The organism is Streptomyces sp. DSM 116795, from assembly GCF_055792905.1.
Genome location: NZ_CM147707.1, coordinates 4,375,001 through 4,397,978, shown reverse-complemented (window position 1 = coordinate 4,397,978; position 22,978 = coordinate 4,375,001). Strand labels below are relative to the sequence as shown.

Sequence of the window (22,978 nt, the reverse complement as noted above, 5' to 3'; positions counted from 1 at the left end):
CGAGCGAACCCGTGCATCCTCATCGTTCCCGCCGATAGCGTATATGAATCGGTGGCTTACGCCGGCTTGCCAACTCTTCAAATTCCCGAGCCTGGGGAAGGTTCCTATTGGATTCTGGAACTTCCAAGTATAGATCACCTTCCAGCTTCTTACCGTCCAAGCTCTCATGCTTATCGCTACGGATCTCGGTGCCGGGACTGTATTTTATTTCAATCTCATCCAAATGCTTCTGCATATCCTTCTCGGTCATGACATCAAAATCAATGGCCTTACGAGATATGATCTCTCCCGGCTTTCCGTTCCGCGGAGGCCGATAGGAATCCACACGGAACCTCTTCGCATCCTCTTGTTTCTTCCTGAGGGCCCTGTCCTCTCTCGGATTGGTTTTCCGGGAGACCTTCGCGTCCAAGTTAGGGCGGACATTCACCTCGTGCGCGTGCCGCCTCATGTCTTCTTCCGCGGTCTTATTGAACCTGTTCCCCCGCGCCGTCGGGCCAGTCTCCTGCATGTGATCGCTGGCGACCTTCCAGTCCGCGCGGTCCCGAGTAACGATCTTCTTGTCCTTGTTCCTCGGGGCGTTGCGTTCCTTATCCTTACGCGCCACATAGTCTTGATATCTCTTCTCAGTGGCCGCATTACGGAAGGCGCCCTTCTCATCAAGCTCGTTGGCCCTGACCTCGGCCACCTGAGCGTCGCGGTCCGAACCGTCCTTGGCGGTCTTCGGGTCTACCCCTTCCTTCGCTTCATCCTGCTCCTTGTGACCGCCCTTCTTCGTGCCTTTTTCCTTCCCCGAGGGCTTTCCTGTCCTCCCCTCGGCACCCTCATCCTCTTTTTCTTCCTCGGAGATCTGCTTGTCCTTGATCTCTCCTGGCGTCTTCTTCGACTTGTCCCAGGGGTTGAAGTCCTCGTCGGGGTTGAGCCGCGCATGAATGTCCCCCGCGTCTCGGCCTCGCAGTTCAAGGGCGGTCAGGCGGTACCAAGCCCGCATCCCGGCAAGGGTGCTGTTCATGACCGTGCGGAAGATGCCCTTGATGAGCATGGCCCGGAGCGGGGGCCGGATGCGGGCGACGATCTTGGCCAGGCGCTGGCTCTTCGACTCCTGGGAGTTCTCCTTCTTGCGGGTCTTCTCGCGTTTGCGTTCCTTCTCCTGCCGCTTCTGCTCCGCACGCCGCTGGTGCTGCTTCTTCAGCAGGTCGCGGCGGCGCTTGTACGCGTCGCGCATGCGGCGGGCCCTGTCGTTCAGCTTGCGGCCCAGGTTGCGGCCCTTGCCTGCGAGTCGGCGGCCCGCCCGACGGGTCCTGTTCAGGGCCGACTTGACGGTCTGGCGGGCGCGGCGCATGGCGCGGCCCGGGCGGGATTCGCCGTCGCGGCGGGGCTGGCGCTTGCTGCCCTCGGTCTCCTTGCGGCGGTTGTCCCCGTCCCGGTCGTCGCGCCGACGGTCGCGGTCGGGACCGCGGCCGTCGTCACGGCGCTGGTCCCGGTCGCGATCCGGGCCGCCGTCCCGGTCCGGGCGCTCGTCGCGGTCCGGGCGGCGGTTGCCGTCACGCCCCGGTGACCCCGGGCGGTTGTCGCTCGGGCGGCGGGAGTCCGTGCGGCCGCCAGGGCGCCTCGTGTCGCGGTCCGTGCGGTCGCGGCGGTCCGCGTCACTGTCCGTACGGCCGCGCGCCCGGCGGCGGTCCGGGTGCCGGAGCGTGTCGCGGGCGGCGCCCCTGCGAGGGCCGTCACCGTCGCGACCCCGCAGCTTGCGGTTGGCGTCGCGCATCCGCCGCCGCGCGAGGTTGACGTCCTTGCCCTCCTCGCGGCGCTCCTCCCGGCGGTCCTTCTTCTCGTCCTCCTTCGCCCGGTCCCGCTGCTCCCCACGGCGGGGCTTCTTCTCCGGAGCGGGCCGCTTCTCCGGGCGGGCCTCCTTCTCCGGGCGGGAGGACTTCTTGGGCGGCGCCGGCTTCTTGCGGGGCGAGCGGGGCTTGTTGGCCCGGGGTGCGGGCCTCTTCTTCTTGCCCATGTTCTTCGCCATGCCGCTCAGCGACCTGCTGACCTTGCCCATGTACTTGCCGACGCCGCTGATCAGTGCCTCGTAGATGAGTTCCAGCAGCGCGACGACGCCCGCGGCGACGGTCTTGGCGAAGAGGATCGCGGCCTTCGCGCCGCCGCCCTTCACGGCCTTCAGGTACTCCATGAACGTGCCGAAGGCGCGCAGGATTTCGCTGAGCGCGCCGTATGCCGTCTTCAGCGCGTCGATGACGGCCATGACCCACCCGGCGCCCGGAATGAGCTTCGCGACGACCTTGGTGACGATCAGTTCGCCGATGATGAGCGGGAGTTGGGGGACGGCGGCGTCCCAGGCCATCTTGGCCATCTCCTCCTTGCTCACGCCGCCCTTGGTGAGGGTGTTGAAAGTCTCCAGAGGGATGCCGATGATCTCCTGGACCTTCTGGTTGAACCACTCCTTCACCGCGGCCTTCACCTCGTTGAAGAGGTGGTTGCGGGCGCCGCTCTCCGCCGAGGCCTTCGCGTTGCCGAGCCAGCCGCCCGGGTCGGTGACGATGTCGCTCGCGATCTGCGCCCATTCGCCGAGGCCCTTCAGCAGAGCGCCGCCGTACTCCATCGCCTTGGTCGTCACGGTCTCGGCGACGTCGACCGCGGCCAGCATCCCCTTCTCGAAGAGGTCGAGGCCGGCGAGCAGGACCTTCCCGAGTCCGTCGAGGAGCTTGCCGATGCCCTTCTTCAGCGCGTCCGCGGCCTCGTTGACCTTCTTGACGGCGGCGTCGCGGTAACCGTCGATGGTGTTGCGCCACTTGTCGCGCATCGCCGGGTAGTCCTTGAGGAGTTCGTCCCCGAGGGCGATGAGCGCGTCGGCGAAGTCGTTGATCTGTTTGACGACCCAGTCACGAGCCTTGTCGATGAACTCGAAGACCTTCTTCTTGAACTCGTCGATGATGCCGGTGACGAGCTTGCGCGCTGCCGCGAAGATGCCCTTGATGGCGTTCTTGAGCTTGGCGAACTGCTCCTTGACCCAGTCGATGCCCTGTTCGACCCAGCTCTTGGAGTCGTCTTTGTCCTTGTCGCGCTTGTTCTCGGCGTCCTTCTCCGCACCCTGGCGCTTCTTGTCGATCTCCTTGTTGTCGTCCTCGGTGCGCTTGTGGACCTTCTCGTCCGTGTCCTCCTTCTTCTCCTTGATGTCTTTGCGGGCCTTGTCGTATTTCTTGCCCTTCTTGTCGTCGATGTCCTTGGTCTTGTCGTCCTGCTCCTTCCTCCACTTCTCACGCGAGTCGGACACCTCGGAACGGCCCTTGTTCCTGGCGTCCTCCTGCGTCCTGCTGTTGGCGGAGACCTCCCGCCGTACGTTCTTGTCGTGACGCTGCTTGTCCTCGCGGGCCTTCTTCTCCTTGTCGGTCCGCTCCTTGGACATCTGCTTCTGACCCTGCGCGAAGCCCCGCTTGATCTGCGGACCGCGGTCGTGTGCGGCCACCGCGGACACCGCTTCCACGGTCACCGGTCCACCGGCGCCCGGTGCCTTTCCGCCGCCCGGGGCGCCGCCCTTCGCGTCCTTGTCGCCGCCCTTGCCGCCGTCGACCTTGGCCTCGAGGGTCTCCTTCGGGACGTCCGGGTAGATCTGGTCCTCGCCCATCGGACGGGCGGCGTCCTCCCGGCCGGCCTTGTGCAGCTCCTCGTTCTTCTCATCGAGCTTCTTCTGCTGCTTGTCGGTACGTTCGGGGTCGGCGTCGGCGTCCGTCGGCAACTTCGGTGCGTCACCTACGCGGGTGCCCTGGAGGCCCTCGTCGGTCGTCTCCACCCCGTCGATGGAGTCGACGACCTTCCCGGCAAGCCCCTTCAGCAGCTCCCAGCCGATGTCCCACCAACTCGGCTCCTCCGCCTCGGCCTCGGGCAGCTCTCCCTTGGGCTTCTGCTCCCCGTTGATCTCCGGGGTCTTGCCCTTCGCCGCGTCGGTCTTGGCGACCTTCTGGTTGGTGTACTGGCCGGGTGCCGCCGGTTTCGGGCCGCCGCGCAGCGTCTTGGGCGAGCCGGAGGGACGCTCCATCTTCGGAGGGGCCTTCTTCAGGCTTGCCCGCTCCTTGCCGACCGACTTGTCGACCGCGCCGTCGACGCCCTTGATGGTCTGCAGCGCCTGGTGCGGCTTCAGCTTCCCGGCGGCCGCGAGACCCGCCTCGGGCGTGGAGTTGGAGACGTCGGGTGCCGGGCCGTCCTTCTTGCCCTTCAACGGCGCGGGACCGCCGCCGCCTCCGCCCTTGGGGGCCTTCGGCGCCGGGCCGCCGCCCTTGCCCGCCTTCGCCGACGCCGCCTTGGACGCATCGGCCTTGGGCGCTGACGGCTTCGACGGGGCGGACTTCGCGGCCGCGGGCTGCGCGGACTGCTTCGGGGCGGGCTTCGCCGCCTTCGCCGCCTTGGCCGCCTTCTTCGCCTCCGGTTTCGGCTTCTCCTGCTTGGCCGGCGCGTCCGCCTTGGGCTCGGCGGCCGCCTTCGGCGCGGACGACTTGCCCGCGGCCTGCGATACGGCCGGGACGCCGCCGCCCGGCTGCGAGCCGCCGTCTGCGCCTGCTCCGGGTCCTGCGCTTTCGGGCACCTTGGGGGCGGCCTGCGCGGAAGCGGACTCCTCGCCCGCGGCCTTGTCCTCCTCGGTGGCCTGGCCCTTGCCCGCCGAGGCCTCCTTCGTGGCCCCGTCGTCCTCGGCCTTCTCCCCGGACTTCCCCTCCGGCTTCTCCCCGGAGGACGAACTGTCCGAGGATTCCGGCTCCTTGGTGCCGGAGTCCTTGCTCGCGGAGTCCTTGCTCGCGGAGTCCTTGCTCCCGGACACCTTCTCCCCGGACTCGGCAGACTCCGTACTGCTCTTGTCGCCGGACTTCTCCCCAGGCTCCTCCCCGGACTTCTCCGCTGAGGAACCGGAATCCTTGCCGCCTTCGGCGGTCCTGCCCTCCTGCGGGCCGCTCTTCGCACCGTCCTGCTTCTCGCCCGGCTCCTTGCCGGAGCCGCCGGACCCGGTGGCCTGGCCGCGCTTGTCCTCGTCGGCCTTGGCGAGTTCCTCGGAGGAGCCGTCCTTGGAGACCCCGCCCTCGCCCCGCTCGCCGGACCCCTCTGCGGAGTCCTCCTCGGCGCGGCGGGACCCGTCGTCGCGTTCGCGGTCCTCGGCGCGGTTCCCGGCCCGTTCCTGCTTCGCCTCCGCGTCGCCGCCCGGGCCGCCGGGCTCGCCGTCCTTGTCGTCCTTGCCGTCCTTGTCGTCCTTGCCGTCCTCGGTGTGCTTCCCGTCCGGCCTGCCGGTCTCGTCGCCGTCCTTCTCGCCCTCGCCGTCCTTGTCCGCGCCGGCCTCGGGGTCGGGACCCACCTCCTGGTCGGCGGTCCTGCCGGGCTGCAGGTCCTTATCGGCCTCGGCGTCTGCCTCGTTCTGCTCGGCGGGGCCCTTCGCGACCTCTTCGGCGTCCTCCTCCTGGCGGGCGTCCTCGACGGCGTCGGCCTTCGTCGGCGGGGGCTTCGGCACGCTCGGGACGCCGTGCTTCCCCGCGACGCCCTGTGCCGCGCCGGGCTCCTTACGGTCAGCGTCCACGGGCTTTCCATCGACGGGCTTCCCGGAATCCGCACCGGCCCGACTGCCTTGCTGCTGAACGGAGTTCGTACCCGTGGCGGAGGCGTCCTGTCCGCCGCGCCCAGATGAGGCCGAGCCGCCCGCGGGGGCGGTGGCCGGTGTCATCCGGTCCGCGGTCTGCACGCCGGATACGTCCAAGTCGTCCTCGGGAACGTGGTCCTGAGGCTTGATCTCGGTGTCCCAGGCGCTCTTCTCGTCCTTGTCGCCGTCCTGCTCGTCGCCTTGCTCGTCGTCCTTGTCCGCGGCGTCGTCGCCGAGACCGGCCGTCTCGTCCTCGCCGTCCTGTTCCAGGCCGAGAGGTCCGTCGTCCTCGGAACCGTCCTCCTCGGCGGCGCGTTCGTCGTCCTTGCCGCCGCCCTTGGGGTGCTTCTCGCCGGGTTCCGCGTCGCTGCGGTCGAGGCCGCCCGCGGTCTTCGCGCTCTGCTTGCGGTTCTCCTCGTCGGCCTTGTCTTCCTTCTCGTCCTCGCCGCCCGCGCCGTCACGTTCCCGTTCGGCGGTGGACTCGGCCTCCTTCTTGCCGGCTTCGCGCTCCTCCTCCGCACGGCCGCCCGAGTCCTTCTCGTCCTCCTTCTTCTGCTCCTCCTCGTCCTTCTGCCCGGACTCCTCCTGCTCCTTCTTCTCTTCCTTCGCCTCGGAGTCCTGGCCGTCCGTCTTCTCCTGCTCGTCCTTCTCCCGGGCGGCGTCCTTCTGTGACTTCTCCTCGTCCTCCTTCTTCTGCTCCTCCTTCTCCTGTTTCTGCTGCTTCTGCTCGTCCGCCTCTTCGGCGTTCTGCTCGTTCTCCCGCTGCTTGCCGTCCTGTTCGCGGGCGCTGCGACCGTCGACGGACTCCTGCTCGCCGGACTCGGTGCCGGTGCCCTTGCCGGAGCCGTTGGAGCCCTTCGGACCGCTGGACTTGCCGCTGCCGCCGCCCGCGTCGCGTCCGGGCACGTTCTCCCGGTCGGGGGCCTCGGCCTTGCGGCGCTGCGTGCGCTTGCGGCGCTCGTCCTTGGCCTTCTCCTTGTTCTCCTGAGCGGCCTGTACGTCGGCACGCTTGCGCTCGCGCTCCTGCTCGACCCCTTCGACGGCGTCGGGTATCGCCTCCGGGACGAGGGCCCCGTCCATCGGCAGCGGCCCGTCCTGCTCCAGCTCGTCGGCCAGGTCCAGCAGCCGCCCGTAGTCCGGCGACGTGAGGCGCACTTCGAGCCGGTCCAGCACCGAGTCCTGCAACTCGGGTGCCATGCGGGCCAGTTGGAGGCGTACGCGTCCGGAGGCGTCCGACGGGTCGCCGCGCAGCGACCGCAGTACGTTGCCGACGAGGCGCTCCACCAGCCCCGCCGGGTCAAGCTTCTCGGCGCGCATGCGGTCCGCGTCGACCGTGGCGTAGCGCATCCAGGCGGGGGTGACCTCGCCCTTCTCGACGTCCACGGGCCGCGCCGGCTGCGGGGCGTCCGCCGCCGCGGTCTCCTCGCGCATCAGCCGCTGCGCCGCCGACTCTGCCTCCTGCTCGGCGGCCTCCTGCGGCAGGCTGACGGCGCCGAGGTCGCGGCCGGCCGCCAACGGGCCCGCGCCGTAAGGGTTCTGGACGGTGTGCATCAGCTCGTGCGCAAGCAGCCGCTGCCCCTCCGCCGTGCCGGGCGCGTAGGCGCCCTCGCGGAAGAAGATGTCCTGGCCGACGGCGACGGCGTCCGCGCCGAGCATGCCTGTCAGCGCGTCTGCGTCCCGGTCGGTGTGCAGCCGCACGCTGCCGAGGTCGTGGCCGAGCTGCTCCTCCAACTCCCGCCGCACGCCCACGTCCAGGGGCTGCCCGGCGCCGCTGACGATGTCCTTCGGCTCTGGCGTACGGGACTTGGCGGCGCGCTCTCTGCGTTTGCGCCGCCGGGCCTCGTTCGCGCTGCGCTGCTCCTCGGCGGAGACGTGAGTGCTGCTCACCGGCGCCGCCCCCCGTCCGGTCCCGGCCTCCGCGCGGGTGCGCGCCCGGGCGCTTCGCCCTCGCCCGCGAGTCCCGCGTGTACGGAACGGGCGAGCGCCTCGCCGAGCCGCCCCGCCGAGACGGTCGCGGGCAGCGGCGGCAGCCCGGCGAGAGCGTCGAGGGCCGGTGGCTGCCCGCCGCCGTCCGCCAGCGGCACGCCGTGCTCCCGTACGAGGCGGGCCAGCTCGGCCTCGAAGGAGGCGAGGACCAGGTCGGGGTCGCCCTGGAAGCCGTCGAGCGCCAACTCGCCTATCTCGATGCGTACTTCACGCGGCGTCCCGGCCGTTCCCCCATCCGCGCCGCCACCGCCGTGCACGCCGTTCAGACCCATCCGCGCACCTCCGAAGGCGTCAGCGAGCGTTCGAGCTTCTGGTACTCGGTGCGGGCCGCGGCGAGCATGTGCCGCATCTGGAGCGCGTCGCCCTCCTCCGCCGCCAGGAAGGCGCCGGACAAGGCGATGTTGCGGATGGAGCCGCCCGCGACGGTGAGCTGCGCGAGGGCCTCGGCGTCCACGTCCTTCACCGGGGCCTGCGAGGGCAGCACCCGGCGCCAGATCTCGGCGCGCTCCGAGTGGCCGGGGAAGGGGAAGTCGGCGACGAAGCGGATGCGCCGCATGAAGGCCGTGTCGAGGGCCTTCTTCATGTTGGTGGTGAGGACGGCGAGGCCGCGATAGGCCTCCATGCGCATCAGCAGATAGCTGACTTCGAGGTTGGCGTACCGGTCGTGGCTGTCCTTGACCTCGCTGCGCTTGCCGAACAGGGCGTCCGCCTCGTCGAACAGCAGGAGCGCGCCGCCCAGTTCGGCCGCGTCGAAGACCTTCCGCAAGTTCTTCTCGGTCTCACCGATGTATTTGCTGACCACTTGGGACAGGTCGATGATGAACAGGTCGAGGCCCAGCTCCTTCGCCATCACCTCGGCCGCCAGGGTCTTTCCGGTGCCGGAGCTGCCCGCGAAGAGCGCGGTGACGCCAAGTCCGCGGCGCAGCGTCCGCGCGAAGCCCCACTCCTGGTGCACGCGGGCCCGCTGGCGCACGTGCGCGACGATCTCGCGGAGAATCTTCAACTGCCGCTCGGCGAGGACGAGATCGTCCCAGCCCGCTTCCGGCTCGATGCGGCGGCCGAGGCCCTCCAGGCCGATCCGCGCCTCGGCCAGCCCGGCCTGCCAGGCCAGCGCTCCGGCCTCGGGCACGTCGGCGCCGGTCCCGGGTGCGTCCGCGCCGGTGCCCTCGCCCCTTTCACCGGGCAGATCACGGCGTACCGCGACCGCCGCCGACCGTACGGTGTGCGGCGGCAGCTGGAACTGCGCGGCCAGCGAGTGCAACTGCCCCTCGTCCAGGCCCGGTACGCCCTCGAAGGCGTCCCGCCACAGCCGCTGCGACTCCGCGTCGTCGAGCTGGGGCACGGCGACGCGTTCGCCGCGCGGCCGGTCCGTGCGGCGTGGTTCCGCGCCCGCCACGGCGAGCGGCACGGCGGCGGAGGCGATGAACGCCTCGGTCGCCGCGGCCTGTTCACGTGTCTGTTCGGCCGTCTCCAGCAGCAGGGCGGCGGGCAGCAGTACGGCCTCGCGCTGCCACAGGCGGGCGAAGGCGTCGCGTGCCGCGGGCTCGGTGGGGACGTCCTCGGCGGACATCGCGTACAGCCCGAGTCCGGCCCGGGCCGCGGCCGTGGCTGCGATGTCCTCACGGGTACGCAGGTCTCCGCCGACCAGCTCCACCCGGAACGGCGCGTCGGGACGGCGGACGCTCCAGCCCGCCGCGACCCGCTCCGCGGCCCGCTCGTGCGGTGCGGGCAGGTCGTCGGGCGGGGCGGCACGGCGGAGCATGCCGTGCAGCCGGGGATCGAGATACGGCGAGCCGGTGAGGAAGTGCAGGATGCGCTCGTCGAGCCGCAGCCGGGAGGTGGTCAGCCGGGTCTCGTCCGCGAGTTCGACGATGCGCCAGCGGCGCAGCGGCGCGACGGGAGTGAGCGCGCTCCAGTGGGCGTCCGCGAGCGCGGCGAGGGCGAGGGAGAACGTGGGGTGGGCGCGGTCCGGGTCGCCGCAGGCCGCGGCGCACCGGGCGGCGGTGGTCGCGTCGAGTTCGGCGGCGGCGCAGAGCAGGACGACGTCCTGCTCGAAGGAGCTGAGTCCGAAGGCGGATGCGAGCGCGGCGAGCGGAGCGGGCACGGCGGGCTGCGGGCCCGGGTGCTCGTGCGGCTGTCCCGCGCCGCCGCCGGACCCCGCTCCCCCGCCGGTACGCGGGCTCCCGCCCGTACCCGCGGCTCCGCCGGCCGCTCCGGTCGCGCCGGCCGGTCCTGTGGCACCGGCACCGGCGTCGACACCGTCACCACCGCCGCCGGGAGTACGGACGCGCCCGGCGTGCGCGTCGACGCGTGCGAGGACGCCGGCCACAGCCGCGGACAGCTCCGCCGCGTCGGCCGTCTTCCCGTTCCCGCCCCCCGTGTCGCGCACTGCGCCTCAGCTCTCCCTGCCGTCGGAGTCGTCGTTCGTGGTGCCGCTGTTCCCCGCGCCGCCGCCCGGGCGGGTCTCCGAACTTCCCGTGCGGGACTGCTTCTTGGCGGCGGAGTTCTTCGCCGCCGGACTCTCGGCGGACGTCTTCCGCGCCGCCGGTTCCCTGGCCGGCTTCCCGGCAGCCTTCTTGGCGGCGGCTTTCACCGCGGGCTTCTGCGCCGTCGCCCGGGCCGTGCTCTTCTTCGCGGCGGGCTTCTTCGCGGTGGGCTCCTTCGCGGCGGGCTTCTTCGCCGCACTCACCTCGGGCTTCTCAGCCGCGCTCCGGCGGCCCGGGGCCGCCCGCCGTGCCGCGGTCCCGTCCGCGGAACCCGTACCGGACACGTCCGCCCGTGCTCCGGCCGCGCGTGCTCCGGCCGCGCGTGCTCCGGCCGCGCGTCCGGCTTCGCCCTCGCCACCGCCGTCCGGCGCCACGGACACGCCGGGCGCTCCCGCCCCGCCCGTACCGCTGCCCGAACGGCCGCCCCCCGCAAGCGGATCGGGCCCGCTCTCCGGTACGCCGGAGGCGCCGACCGTGACCTCTGTCCGCCGCACCGGGCGGCTCCGCTCCGGCTCCTCGCGGCCCTCGACCAGGACCAGCGACGCCTGGTAGGTCATCGACAGCGCGTACGGCGTCTGGTGGAGCATCCCCCACAGCTTCGAGGTCTCGTCGATGTCCATCTGCAGCGGCGTGAAGCGCACCTTCTGCTCCGCGGCGGCAAGGTCGCTGCCCTCCAAGTACGGCCGCTCGCCCGCCTCTTGGATGACGTCGGCCGGCAGGACGGGGAACTCGCGCATGATCCGGGCGACACAGCCGATGAGCCGCTGCCCGACCAGCTCGCTCTCCTCCCCGTACGCGCTGATCACGTAGTGCAGATCGAGCGCCGCCACAGGCTTGTTGACCAGCGTGCCGTCCGACGAGCGGGTGGGCAGGTCGTGGTTGCGCATCGACGGGTTGTGGGTGACCTGGTACAGGAAGACTGTGATCGTCGGCTCGGTCGGCGGATCGGCCGGGGGCTTGCGGCTCTCGACGGAGACGGCCATGTCGATCTCGGGACGCAGATTGCTCTCGATCAGCAGCGCCAGTGCCTGCGTCACATGGGCGACCGCAAGTGCGTTGCTCATGGGTTCAGTTGCTCCTCTCCCCGTTCCGGCCGCGTGCGAGATAGTCGTCGAGGCTCACAGTGGGTGCCGCGCGGCCGGTCTGCGGCCGCCCCGGTTCGCCGGCACCGCCGCGGCCCGCGCCGGGCGGGGTCGCGGCGCTCACTTCGAGGCGGCCGATCTGCACGTGTACGACGCGTTCCGCCGGGCGCTGTGCGCCGCGTCGCGCCGCCGCGGCCTGCTGCCGGACGCTCCGCGCGGCCGCGTTGTCGCCGCTTCCAGGACGTACGGACGGCGGGCGCCCGGCCGGTTCCCCGCCGCGGGCGACGAGCGCCGGCGCGGCGCCCTGCGTCCGTGCGCCGGACTCGTCCTGGCCTGCGTCACGCCCGCCGGACCGCGCCGCCCGCCGCGCCTGTGCGTCGGCGACGGGCCGCAGCGGACGGGGAGCGGGCCGCAACGGAGCGGTCTCCGGCGGCCGTCGGTCCCGTTCCGGCTCCCGGGGTTCCCCGGAGGGTGCCGGTGTGTCCCGGATGACGGTGTGCCGTTCCGTGCGGATCTCCCGCACCCCGCGCGGCACCGTGCCCTCGTCCGTACGCACCGGAAGTGCCGCCGGAGCGGGCGCGGCCGAGTCCGTGAGTCCGTCGTCCAGGGGCTGCCGTTCGCGCAGCGCTTCGACGCGCTCGTACGGACCGGCCAGCCGGGGCCGTACCCGTACGGGCCGCGTGGTGCCCTGCGGAGAGCCGGCAGCGGCATCGCCGTCACGGGCGCCCGGCGGCGCCGGGGGCGCGGCGCGCACGACCGGCGCGTGCCGGGCCAGCAGCCGGTCGAAGTAGTCAGACATCAGCGCACAGCTCCAGGTAGTAGCGGCGCCGCGCCGGGCTGAGCGCCAGGACGTCCGGCTCGGTCCAGCCGTAGGCGGTGGCGAGCAGATGGACGTCGAGGAGCAAGTCGCGGGCCCAGGCGTCCAGTTCGGTCCACAGGTAGGAGGTGATGTCGAGTTCGGCGGGGTTGCGGACGCCGCACTCGGGACAGGAGATGTCGAGGGTGATCTCGGCCGACGGGTCGGCCTCCTCCGCCGCGGCGGCGATCCGGTCCCGTACCGGTTCGGGCAGCAGGCCCGGCAGGCGCTCCGCGGGCACCTCCGTACCGTCCCTGCGTGCGGTGACGGTGCAGGACGCGACGAGCAGACCGCGCGCGGCCGCTGCCGGGTCGTCCGCACCCTCCGCCCCGGCGGCCGCGGCCTCGAGGTCGGCGACGGCGGGCAGCCGGAAGTCGATCTCCCAGCCGTCCGCCGTCACCCGCAGCGGTTCCCGCGACCGCGGGGGCCGCGCCGCCAACTCGCCCGCGTCGAGGTCGAATTCCATGGCCTCGCCGCACGAGGCGCACTCCAGCAGCACCTGCATCCGGTCGCCGAACAGCCCGCGCCGCAGCGCGTACAGATCGGCTTCGCGCTCGCCCACCGGGACCCGCGGCAGTTCGCCGGGACCGGCCTGCGGGCGCGCCGCCCGGTGCAGGATCCGCGCACGCTCCGCGCCGGGCCGTGTGAGTGCTTCCTCCCAGACCGACAGCAGCCGTGCGGCTTCCGGGTGCGCCATCGCCGTTGCTCCCCCCCGTCCGGCGTTCAGGCGGGGTGGGTGAAGGAGGGCTCGGCGGGTTCGGGGACCTCGTAGTCCCGCTCCCATCCTTCGCACTCCAGCTTGAGGCTCTGGATCGCGACCGCGTTGGCGTTGGCGTCCATCTCGCCCAGCACCTGGTATTCGCTCGGCCAGGACCGGTAGAGCTTGTGCGAGACGGCCACCTGGCCCGCTTCGTTCAGGACCTGGATGACGATGTCCTTGCGGAAGTCGGCCAGTGACACCTCGGAGCCGAGCCCTGCTCCGACCTGCCACACCTTGTTGGCCCAGCGGTCGAACTCGGGGTCGTGCGTGACTCCGCGCTCCAGGGTGACGCCCTCGAACTCGGAGCGGCCCGGGGACTTGCGCGGGGTGCTGGGGTCGCCGCCGTGCCGGTGCTTGACGACCTCGGTGGTCCGCTTCATCGGGCTGATCTTGCTGATGCCCGCGACCGTACGTCCGTCCCACAGGACGAGGAACTTGAAGTTCTTGTACGGGTCGAAGCGATGGGCGTTTATCTGGAACTCTGCCATCGGATTCCTTCGGTTCCTCGGTTACTCGTCTGCTCGGCCGCCTGATCACCTGCATGCCGGCTTGCCCGCGTGCAGGGCCGGGCGGCCTGCCCGTCAGGCCGTGAACTGCCCTGCCATCTGCTGGACCTTGACGATCACGAACTCCGCCGGGCGCACCGGTGCGATGCCGACCACGGCATTGACCACGCCGTTCTCGATGTCCTCGTCCGTCGTCGTGTCGTGGTCGCACTTGACGAAATAGGCCTCGCGCGGGGTGCCTCCCTTGAAGGCGCCCTGCTGGAAGAGCGTGTGCAGATACGAGGAGACGTTCATCCGGATCTGCTGCCACAGCTGCTCGTTGTTGGGCTCGAAGACGGCCCAGCGCAGCCCGCGGTGGAGGCTCTCCTCGATGTGCAGCGCGAGCCGCCGCACCGGGGTGTACTTCCATTCGCTCTCGCGCGCGTCCGAGCCCTCCAGCGTGCGGGCGCCCCAGACCACGGGGCCGACCAGCGGGAAGGTCCGCAGGCAGTTGACGCCGAGCGGGTTGAGCAGCCCGTTCTCGCGGTCGGTGAGCCGCACCGACAGCGAGTGCACGTCGGCGAGGCGCGCCTCCGTGCCCGCGGGCGCCTTCCAGACCCCGCGTTCGGCGTCCGTACGGGCGATGACGCCGGCGACGGCGCCGGAGGGCGGGAAGGACCGCAGCCGCCCGGTGAGCGGGTCGGTCATCTGCAGATGCGGGAAGTACAGACCGGCGTGGCTGCCGCGTACGGGCTCGAAGGCACCGATGCCGGTGCGCACGGAGTCCACCGACGACCAGGCGGCGGGCGCGTCGGCGAGGAGGTAGACGCGCTCCTCGCGGCACAGCCGCTGGGCCGCCGCCAGGACGGTGACCATGTCCTCGGTGGATTCGTACGCCGCGAGTTCGGGCAGCGCGAGCAGATTGACGTCGTCGACGTCGCGCAGCGCGTGCAGTCCGGACTTGCGGGCCTCGCTGCCGATGAGATCGCGCGGCCCGGGGGCCTCACCGTCCTCGCCGCCCTCCAGTGCGAACACGGGCGGGTTGACGGAGGCTTCCAGGCCCAGGTCGTTGGCGCATTCGCCGACGAAGCGGACCACGGCCTCCTGGTCGATGCTCCCGGCGACGGTCTGCAGCCTGTTCCCGAACGGCGTGACCTCCGCCGCGGCGAAGTCCTGACGTCCGGGTGCGTCGGGCAGGGCCCGCAGCTTCCGCTCCAGGAGCAGGGCGAGTTCGGCGACGCTGCAAGGGGCCTCGCCGTCCTCGTCCGGGTCGTGGAGGACGAACTCCCGCTCGGTCTCGCCGATTTTCACGGTGAGTTCGACGCCGAGGTCGGGCAGATCTCCGGAGAAGGGCTTGGAGACCGTGCCGGACGGGTCGGGACGTCCCTCGCCGACGGCCTCGGCGCGCACGAGCGTGGAGCCGGAGTTGACGACGGTCTGGACGTAGCGGCTGTGGCAGGGATCCATGGACAGCCCGCCGAAGAACTCGCGGGCCCCTCCCCGTGCGTCGAAGACGCGCAGGTTGAACGTCTCCTCGGGCGCGGGTGTGTCGTAGTCCACGGCCACGCGCAGCCCGCAGCCCCACACGCCCGGTTCCCTGGCGGTGATTTCGAGCACCGGGCACTCGCTGCGGCCCTCGGTCGAGTCGAGGGTGACGCAGGCCGCCTTGCCCGAACCGGCTTTCGCCACGCGCACGATGACGGCTATGGAGCCGCCGTTGCGGAAGAACTGGTGCACGGCGTAGGCGACGGCGCTCTGCGAGGTCAGACCCCCGAAGCGGCGTTCGAACTCCGCGTAACTGGTGACCCGCACCGGCTTGTTGAGGGGGCCGCGCCGGGTGTGGCCCACAAAGGCGGTCGCCGCGGTGGTGACCTGGGTGATGGTACGTACGCTGCTGGGAATCTCTTCGACGTAAACACCGGGGTAGGTCGGCTTCGTCGGCATTCCCCCTCCAATCCCTACGAGCGCCTGGACTACGGCATTCAGGGGGAAGGGGGGCACAGGGCCGCGATGGAACGCGGACCGGGCGCGCGACGACGCACTCGCGAGCTTCCCCCCGTGCCTCACCGGCGGCCCGGTCCCTTTCGTACTCATGCGGTACGTACGGAACACGGCCCTGTGGCGCGACTCCTGATGCCCGAGTGCAGTCAACATTGTTAACGGCGATGACGACGTGTCACATCCATGAGATCAAGCCACCGGGGGCGGATGCGCCAACTCCGCTGCTGTTCGGGGGAGTTGGCGTGCCGACGGAGCAGCAGGTCAACGCCCTGCGCACGGCTGCCCCGCACTGTGCACCGGGACGAAGGGCGAAATCACGTCACGTGATGGGCATCGCCGCAGCTCAGCGCGGTGCCGGCCCGGGGCGTGGAGGGGTGGGAAACAGGCGGAAGGCGACGATCCGCTCCGGACATCCATCGGCCGCCTGACGCCCTGCACACCACCCTTCACCTGCAACGACGCCGTCCGCGGCGGGGCCGCCCGGTGAACAGGCCCGGCGGGTGCGCCGGGAGCGGTCGGCCGATCATGCCCGGATTACGCCCCCGGAGCTGGGTATTCCGGTGGGTGAACATTTCGGGACCGCTCATGACTGCTTCGTGAAGAAGCGAACAAACGCGGCAATCGATGCCAGGGGCGGAGCCGCACCGAGGCGTTCCCCGCCGCTCCCCCGGCGGTCCCCAGCCGGTCCCCGAGCGGCCCGGGAATTCTTGCGCCGGAAAGGCTCCCCGTCAGGCGGCCAAGGTGACGCGCTCGCCTTCTGCGACGTACTCGTACTGCTCCCAGATGCGGTTCATCTCATTCTGGTAGTACAGCGGAGTCAGATGGAAGACGAATACGAGAGCAAGCCCGACCCACCCGTTGCAGGTCGGCTCCAGTCCGGCCGAGCGCTGCATTTGTTCAATGCGCCTGCCCGTCCTGTAGACCGATACGAAGGGGGGCACGATCAGCACCCAGCCGACGCCTATGGCCAGGACGGACAGCCAGGGATTCACCTCGATGCGTTCGTCCAGGGAATGCGCCTCGCGGTTCGCCTTGTAATACCAGACCAAGTGGTAGACGCCCAAGGTGAGCAACGGCCAGACGAGCCACACCAGGAACACGTTCTTGGTCTTTCCCACGCGGCCGGTCATAAGCACCTCCGCTCCAGTGGAGGCGGCACACAGCAGCCATGACAGAAGGCCCGAAAAAGGGGCTGTCGCCGCTGTCCACTCGTTTCTTGTGCGATTCGCAGGGGGCACAACAAACCACCCCTGTTACCCAGTGCACCATTCCGCGTCCGGTCTCGCATGTCGGGCGACGTGTTCCCCCTGGCTGCGGGGCCGGGGGCGGGGACGAGGGCCGGGACGAGGGCCGGAGCCGGGCCGGGCCCGCGGGCTCTCCCGCCGACTACGCACGACAGCCACGGTCCCGCCACACCGCGCCGCTCATTGCATATGGTCTCCCGTTCGACCGGTACCCCCCACGCCGAACAGGAGACCGCATGGCACTGAACACCCAGCCCGGGAGCGACGGTGATCACCGGATGGACGGCGAGCCGGCAGGCCGCACGCCGGTGGAGCGCCGCATTGCCGAACTCTTCGCCGGTGACCGGCAGTTCCGTGAAGCGAAACCGCTGGACGAGGTCACCGCGGCGGTACGGGAGCCGGGCATCGGGCTCGCGCGGATCATGGCGACGGTCATGGAGGGCTATGCCGCACGGCCCGCCTTCGGCGAGCGCGTGAAGAATCTGGTGACGGACCCGCGGACGGGCCGCACCACGGTGGAGGCGCTCCCGGAGTTCCGGACCATCACCTACCGCGAGGTGCGGGCAAGGGTCCAGGCGCTCGCGAGCGAGTTAGCCGGCGGCCCGAAGTCCCCTGTCAGCGCGGGGGACTTCGTCTGCACGCTGGGCTTCACCAGCGGCGACTACGCGACGGTCGACCTGGCATGCGTCCACCTCGGCCTCGTCTCCGTACCGCTGCACGCCGGCGCCACCGTCGCCGAACTGAGACCGGTCGTCGCGGAGACAAACCCGCGAGTTCTTGCGACGAGCCTCGAACTCCTCGACAACGCCGTCGAGTTGGCCCTCGGCAGCCGGTCGCTGCGGCGTCTGGTCGTCCTGGACTGCGAAATGGGCGCGGACGAGCACCGCGAGCGCTTCGAGGCGGCGGCCGGGCGGCTGGCGGCCGCCGGCTCCCCGGTGACGCTCGACCCGCTGGCCGCGATGATCGAACGCGGAAGCACCCTCCCGCCCGCGCCGCTGCGCACCGACGCGGACCAGGACTCGCTGAACTCGCTCCTCTACACCTCCGGCAGCACCGGCGCGCCCAAGGGGGCCATGTACACACAGCGGCTGGCGACCTACCTCTGGGGCGCTTCGTGGCGTACCACCGACACGCCCGTGATCACCCTCAACTTCCTTCCCATGAGCCATCTCGCCGGGCGCTACATGCTCTTCAGCACGCTGAGCGCGGGCGGCACCGTCCACTTCACCGCGAAGAGCGACCTTTCCGCCCTGTTCGAGGACCTGTCGCTCGCGCGTCCCACCGACCTGATGCTGGTGCCGCGCGTCTCGGAGATGATCTTCCAGCAGTACCGGAGGGAAGTGGACCGCCTGGTCGCCGCAGGCGGCGAACCGGCCGCCGTCGAGGCGGAGTTGCTCACGGAGATGCGGGAGGAGGTCCTCGGCGGCCGGATCGTGCGCGTCATGAGCGGCAGCGCGCCACTGGACGCCGAGACGGCGGCCTTCCTTGAGGCCTGTCTGGAGCTGAAGCCGCTGAACGGCTACGGCGCGACGGAGGCCGGGATGATCACCACCGGCCACAAGCTTGCTCCCCCGGTGATCGACCACAAGCTCGTCGACGTACCCGAGCTGGGCTACTTCGGGACCGATTCGCCGTACCCACGGGGCGAGTTGAGAGTCAAGACCGAAATGATCATGGCTGGCTACTACAACCGTCCCGAGGCCACGGCGGAGGCCTTCGACGAGGACGGCTTCTACAAGACAGGCGACATCATGGCCCGCACCGGCCCTGACGAACTCGTCTACGTGGACCGCACGAAGAACGTACTGAAGCTGTCCCAGGGCGAGTTGGTGGCCCTGTCGCGCCTGGAGACCGTGTTCGCCGCCAGCCCGCTCGTCGGACAGATCTTCGTGCACGGAAGCAGCGAACAGTCCTGCGTCCTCGCCGTTGTCGTGCCCACGCCGGACGCGGCCGCACAGGCGCGCGGCAGCGCCGGCGCGCTCAAGGCGTCGCTGAGCACCGCACTCCGGCAGGCCGCGAAGGAGGCCGGCCTCAAGTCCTATGAGATTCCACGGGACTTCGTCGTCGAGACCGAACCCTTCAGCGTCGGCAACGGCCTCCTCTCGGACGCGGGCAAGCTGGCCCGCCCCAGGGCGAGGGAACGCTACGGCGAGCGCCTGGAGCAGATGTACGCGGACCTCGCCTCGCAGCAGCAGGACGAACTGCGTGCCCTGCGCCGCGACGGCCGGGACCGGCCGGTGCTGGAGACGGTCGCCCGTGCCGCCGGCAGCCTGCTGGGCTGCCCGCACACGGAACTCGACCCGGATGTCCACTTCACCGGGCTCGGCGGCGACTCGCTCTCCGCGCTCTCCTTCTCCCGGCTGCTCAACGAGATCTACGAGGTCGACGTCCCGGTCGCGGTCGTCACCAGCCCTGCCACCGGCCTGCGGAAGATCGCGCAGTACGTCGGGACCCGGCTCGTCTCCGGCTCGGACCGGCCCGGCTTCGCCTCCGTGCACGGGCAGGACGCCAAGGAGGTCCGCGCCGAGGACCTGCGTCTCGGGGCGTTCATCGACGCCGGGGTCCTCGACGAGGCGAAGCGGCTACCGCGGCACAGCGGCCCCGCACGCACGGTCCTGCTCACGGGGGCCAACGGCTACCTCGGCCGGTTCCTGTGCCTCGAATGGCTCCAGCGGCTTGCCGGGACCGGAGGCACCCTGGTCTGCCTGGTCCGCGGCGGCAGCGCCGAGGCCGCCCGCCGCCGCCTGGACGCGGCCTTCGACAGCGGCGACGCGGAACTCCTCGCCCGCTACCGGGAGTCGGCATCCGGTCCGCGGCTGCAAGTGCTGGCCGGTGACATCGGCGAGCCCAACCTGGGCCTGGACGAGGAGACTTGGGACCGGCTCGCCGCCGGCGTCGACCTCGTCGTCCATCCGGCCGCCCTGGTCAACCACGTCCTGCCCTACGACCAGCTCTTCGGCCCCAACGTGGCGGGCACCGCCGAGCTGGTGCGGATGGCCCTCACCACCCGGATCAAGCGCTTCGTCCTCCTCTCCAGCGTGGCCGTGGGCACCGGGCAACCGGCAACGGCCCTCGCCGAGGAGGGCGACATCCGTACGGCCGTGCCGGTGCGCGGTCTCGACGGGGCGTACGCCGGCGGATACGGCACGAGCAAGTGGGCGGCGGAGGTGCTGCTCCGGGAGGCCCACGACCTGTGCGGGCTGCCCTGCGCGGTCTTCCGCTCCGACATGATCCTCGCGCACAGCCGGTACCGCGGGCAGCTCAACGTGCCCGACATGTTCACGCGCCTGCTGCTCAGCCTCGTAGCCACCGGGGTCGCGCCACGCTCCTTCTACCGCGCCGACGCCGAAGGCGGGCGCCGTCGGGCGCACTTCGACGGGCTGCCGGCCGACTTCACCGCCGAGGCCGTCACCACGATCGGCGAGCGCACGACGGACGGTTTCCACACCTACAACGTCGTCAACCCGCACGACGACGGCGTCTCGCTCGACACCTTCGTGGACTGGCTGATCGAGAGCGGACAGCGCATCCAGCACATCGACGGGCACGACGAGTGGTTCGCACGCTTCGAGACCGCCCTGCGGGGTCTGCCCGAGGAGCAGCGGCAGCACTCACTGCTCCCGCTGCTGGACGCCTTCCGTGAACCGATTCCGCCCGTCGCGGGAACGGGCGTACCCGCCGGCCGGTTCGGCGCCGCGGTGCGGGACGCGGGGGTGGGCGGGGACGGCGGCATCCCCGCCCTCCCGCCGTCGCTGATCACCAAGTACACAGAGGATCTGCGGCACTTCGGGCTCCTGTAACCCGCGGCAGCGGCACTGACGGCGGTACCGGCCCTACTTGAAGCCCTGCGCTCGGGCGTTCTTCAGCAGGGCCCTGATCCCGTCGAGGTCGTAGCCGGTGAGCCGTCCCTTGTTCGCGGCCGTTTTGTAGCCGCCGTTCGGGGAGCACATGACCGGCTTGTTGCCGTAGCCGGTGGCCACGCACTCGTGGGCCTCGACGCGGCCGTCCTTGTCGAGGTCGGCGTTGGGGTGATCGAGGCCGAGTGCGTGGAGCATCTCGTGCACGACCGTGTTGCGCAGCACATGGTCCGCGATGACCCAACTGCCGTCCCAGTACTCGGAGTCGATCGCGACGAGCCCGCCGCGGCCCAGTCCGCCGGGCTGGTCGGGACAGGGCATGCCCTGCGACCAGCCCGGCGTGCCCAGCGGCCGGTACAGCTCCACGAACTGGATGTGGTACGCCGGGCCGCACCTGGAGGGGTCGTTGGGCTCGGCACCGCCGATCCTGAGACGCAGACCGGCGGCCTCGACCTGCCGCACCGCCGCCTTCAGATAGGGGGTGTATCGCTTGCGCAGGGCCTCCGTCCCGAAGGTCACGGTGTACGTCCTGCTCGGGCTGGCGGAAGTGACCCCCAGGTCGGACGTGAGCTTCCAGCCGGTGCCCTTCGTGGCCACGGCGGTGGCACTCGCGGGAATCACCGACCAGGCGACGGCGGCCACCAGTGCGGCAGCGGCGACAGCGGCTCTCCGGAACATGTCTCTCCTTATGAAGTTGTGGGGGGGCGCACCGCCTCCGGCTCCCGCTTCGGGCAGGAGACGGCCCAACAGCCTTCACAATTCAGACACTTCCGGAACACATTTGGTTACAAGCTCAACGACACGTTCGCGTAACAGAGCGGCCGGAGTCAGTGCGCTCGGCGAAGCCCCGTGACGAGGACCTCGACCAGCCGGCGTGCGTCGTAGCGGGGATCGCTGTCCGCGCCGACGCAGAGGTTCCCGACGCCGCGCATGAGCTCGTAGGCCTCCAGGTCGGACCGGATCTCCCCAGAGGCGGCCGCCGCTTCGAGCAGCTGGGCGCACACGGGCACGAGGCGGTCGAGGAAGTAGGCGTGCAGCGCGTCGGAGCCGGCGCCGGCACCGGCGGACTGCAGTACGGCGGCGAGTCCGTGCTTGGTGACCAGGAAATCGACGAAGAGGTCGATCCATTGCGCCAGAGCGGCGTGCGGAGTCGCGCCGGCCGCCAGCAGGGCCGGACCGGCCTCGGCACAGGCGTCCACCTGGTGCCGGTAGACGGCGACGATGAGGTCCGCCCGGGTCGGGAAGTGGCGGTAGATCGTGCCCAACCCGACGCCTGCCTCGGCCGCGATGTCGCGTACCGGTGCTTCCACGCCCGATGCGACGAAGACCGCTGCGGCCGCGTCGAGCAGGGCCTCCTTGTTGCGCCGGGCGTCCTTCCGCTTGGACTGGGCCGCGCACCCTGCACCCTCGTCGCCGTCCTTCACCGCGCGACTCCCTCCGCTGCCGGTCTTGCCAAAGCGGAACAACGTTCCGTATTGTTTCCGGAACAAGGTTCCGTTTGCTCATGGTGTCAGAGCAGGGATCCGGCAACCAAGCCATTGCCATCACGCTTCATCTGCCATGGAGGGACACGGTCATGCAGTACCGCACCTTGGGACGTACCGGTGTGCAGGTCAGCACCCTCGCGCTCGGCGCGATGAACTTCGGCCAGATCGGACGCACCACCCAGGACGAGGCCACCGCCATCGTCGACGCCGCCCTCGAGGCCGGGATCAACCTCATCGACACGGCCGACATGTACAGCGGCGGTGTGTCGGAGGAGATGGTCGGCAAAGCCATCGCCGGCCGCCGCGACGACGTCGTGCTCGCCACCAAGGCGGGCATGCCCATGGGCGAGGAGCCCAACCACCGGGGCAGCTCGCGCCGCTGGCTGGTCACCGAGCTGGACAACAGCCTGCGCCGTCTCGGTGTCGACCACGTCGACCTCTACCAGATCCACCGGTGGGACCCGAGCACGAGTGACGAGGAGACGCTGTCGGCGCTGACCGACCTTCAACGGGCGGGAAAGATCCGCTACTTCGGCTCCTCGACCTTCCCCGCGTACCGCATCGTGGAGGCCCAGTGGGCCGCCCGCGAGCACCGCCTCAGCCGTTACGTCACCGAACAGCCCAGCTACTCGATCCTGCAGCGCGGGATCGAGGCCCACGTGCTGCCGGTCACCGAGCAGTACGGGCTCGGTGCGCTGGTGTGGAGTCCGCTGGCCTCGGGCTGGCTCACGGGCGCGGTGCGTGAGGGCCGGGAAGTCACCACCAGCCGCTCGACGTTCATGCCGGAACGCTTCGACATGACCATCCCCTCCAACCGGGCCAGGCTCGACGCCGTCGAACAGCTGGCCAAGGTCGCCGACGGGGCGGGCCTGACCATGATCCAGCTCGCGCTCGGATTCGTGACCGCGCATCCCGCTGTGACCAGCGCGCTCGTCGGCCCACGCACGCTGAACCACCTGCACTCGCAACTCAGCGCCGTGGACACCGTGCTCGGCGCCGACGTACTCGACGCGATCGATGCGATCGTCGCCCCCGGTACCGACATGGCCGCCCACGAGAAGCACGACACTCCGCCCGCACTCCTCGACGCGTCACTGCGGCGCCGCTGAACACGCTG

General features: G+C 70.7%; 13 protein-coding genes. 2 read left to right on the top strand and 11 right to left on the bottom strand.

The features are described from left to right. Positions 1–19 precede the first annotated feature (19 nt). The 9 genes from ACSMXX_RS19000 to ACSMXX_RS18960 all read right to left on the bottom strand — a co-directional run bounded on the left by ACSMXX_RS19000 (position 20) and on the right by ACSMXX_RS18960 (position 16,391). Positions 20–7,504 (bottom strand): eCIS core domain-containing protein, encoded by a 7,485-nt coding sequence (locus ACSMXX_RS19000; protein WP_473179891.1) that lies wholly within the window; start codon positions 7,502–7,504, stop codon positions 20–22. Next, the gene (locus ACSMXX_RS18995; protein WP_473179890.1) at positions 7,501–7,875 is read right to left on the bottom strand and encodes a hypothetical protein; all 375 of its coding nucleotides are present in this window, start codon (positions 7,873–7,875) and stop codon (positions 7,501–7,503) included. Before ACSMXX_RS18995 ends, ACSMXX_RS19000 begins: the two co-directional genes overlap by 4 nt. Beyond that, the gene (locus tag ACSMXX_RS18990; protein WP_473179889.1) at positions 7,866–9,992 is read right to left on the bottom strand and encodes an ATP-binding protein; all 2,127 of its coding nucleotides are present in this window, start codon (positions 9,990–9,992) and stop codon (positions 7,866–7,868) included. Before ACSMXX_RS18990 ends, ACSMXX_RS18995 begins: the two co-directional genes overlap by 10 nt. 6 nt (positions 9,993–9,998) lie before the next feature. Then, positions 9,999–11,153: a Pvc16 family protein gene (locus ACSMXX_RS18985; protein WP_473179888.1), complete on the bottom strand. Its 1,155-nt coding sequence runs from the start codon at positions 11,151–11,153 to the stop codon at positions 9,999–10,001. 4 nt (positions 11,154–11,157) lie between these two features. Continuing rightward, the gene (locus tag ACSMXX_RS18980) at positions 11,158–11,970 is read right to left on the bottom strand and encodes a hypothetical protein (protein WP_473179887.1); all 813 of its coding nucleotides are present in this window, start codon (positions 11,968–11,970) and stop codon (positions 11,158–11,160) included. After that, positions 11,963–12,724 (bottom strand): T4 family baseplate hub assembly chaperone, encoded by a 762-nt coding sequence (locus ACSMXX_RS18975; protein WP_473179886.1) that lies wholly within the window; start codon positions 12,722–12,724, stop codon positions 11,963–11,965. Before ACSMXX_RS18975 ends, ACSMXX_RS18980 begins: the two co-directional genes overlap by 8 nt. A gap of 26 nt (positions 12,725–12,750) precedes the next feature. Continuing rightward, positions 12,751–13,275, bottom strand: a complete 525-nt coding sequence (locus tag ACSMXX_RS18970) for a phage tail protein (RefSeq protein WP_473179885.1) — start codon at positions 13,273–13,275, stop codon at positions 12,751–12,753. A 93-nt stretch (positions 13,276–13,368) separates the two neighbouring features. Continuing rightward, the gene (locus tag ACSMXX_RS18965) at positions 13,369–15,216 is read right to left on the bottom strand and encodes a phage tail sheath C-terminal domain-containing protein (RefSeq protein ID WP_473179884.1); all 1,848 of its coding nucleotides are present in this window, start codon (positions 15,214–15,216) and stop codon (positions 13,369–13,371) included. 785 nt (positions 15,217–16,001) lie between these two features. Then, on the bottom strand, positions 16,002–16,391 hold the full coding sequence (locus ACSMXX_RS18960) for a DUF4234 domain-containing protein (RefSeq protein WP_473179883.1): 390 nt from the start codon (positions 16,389–16,391) through the stop codon (positions 16,002–16,004). 362 nt (positions 16,392–16,753) lie between these two features. Here ACSMXX_RS18960 and car point away from each other — a divergent pair, with 362 nt between their 5' ends. Continuing rightward, the gene (gene car / locus ACSMXX_RS18955; RefSeq protein ID WP_473179882.1) at positions 16,754–20,317 is read left to right on the top strand and encodes a carboxylic acid reductase; all 3,564 of its coding nucleotides are present in this window, start codon (positions 16,754–16,756) and stop codon (positions 20,315–20,317) included. 33 nt (positions 20,318–20,350) lie between these two features. Here car and ACSMXX_RS18950 read toward each other — a convergent pair whose 3' ends face one another. Together ACSMXX_RS18950 and ACSMXX_RS18945 are read right to left on the bottom strand one after the other, a co-directional pair. Next, positions 20,351–21,052, bottom strand: coding sequence for a zinc metalloprotease (locus ACSMXX_RS18950; RefSeq protein ID WP_473179881.1), 702 nt, complete (start codon positions 21,050–21,052; stop codon positions 20,351–20,353). A 149-nt stretch (positions 21,053–21,201) separates the two neighbouring features. Continuing rightward, positions 21,202–21,798 (bottom strand): TetR/AcrR family transcriptional regulator, encoded by a 597-nt coding sequence (locus ACSMXX_RS18945; RefSeq protein WP_473179880.1) that lies wholly within the window; start codon positions 21,796–21,798, stop codon positions 21,202–21,204. 152 nt (positions 21,799–21,950) lie between these two features. On the opposite strand from ACSMXX_RS18945, the gene ACSMXX_RS18940 reads away from it, so the two are divergent. Next, positions 21,951–22,970 carry an aldo/keto reductase gene (locus ACSMXX_RS18940; RefSeq protein WP_473179879.1) on the top strand — a complete coding sequence of 340 codons (1,020 nt, stop codon included), beginning with the start codon at positions 21,951–21,953 and terminating at the stop codon, positions 22,968–22,970. The last annotated feature ends 8 nt before the right edge of the window (positions 22,971–22,978 follow it).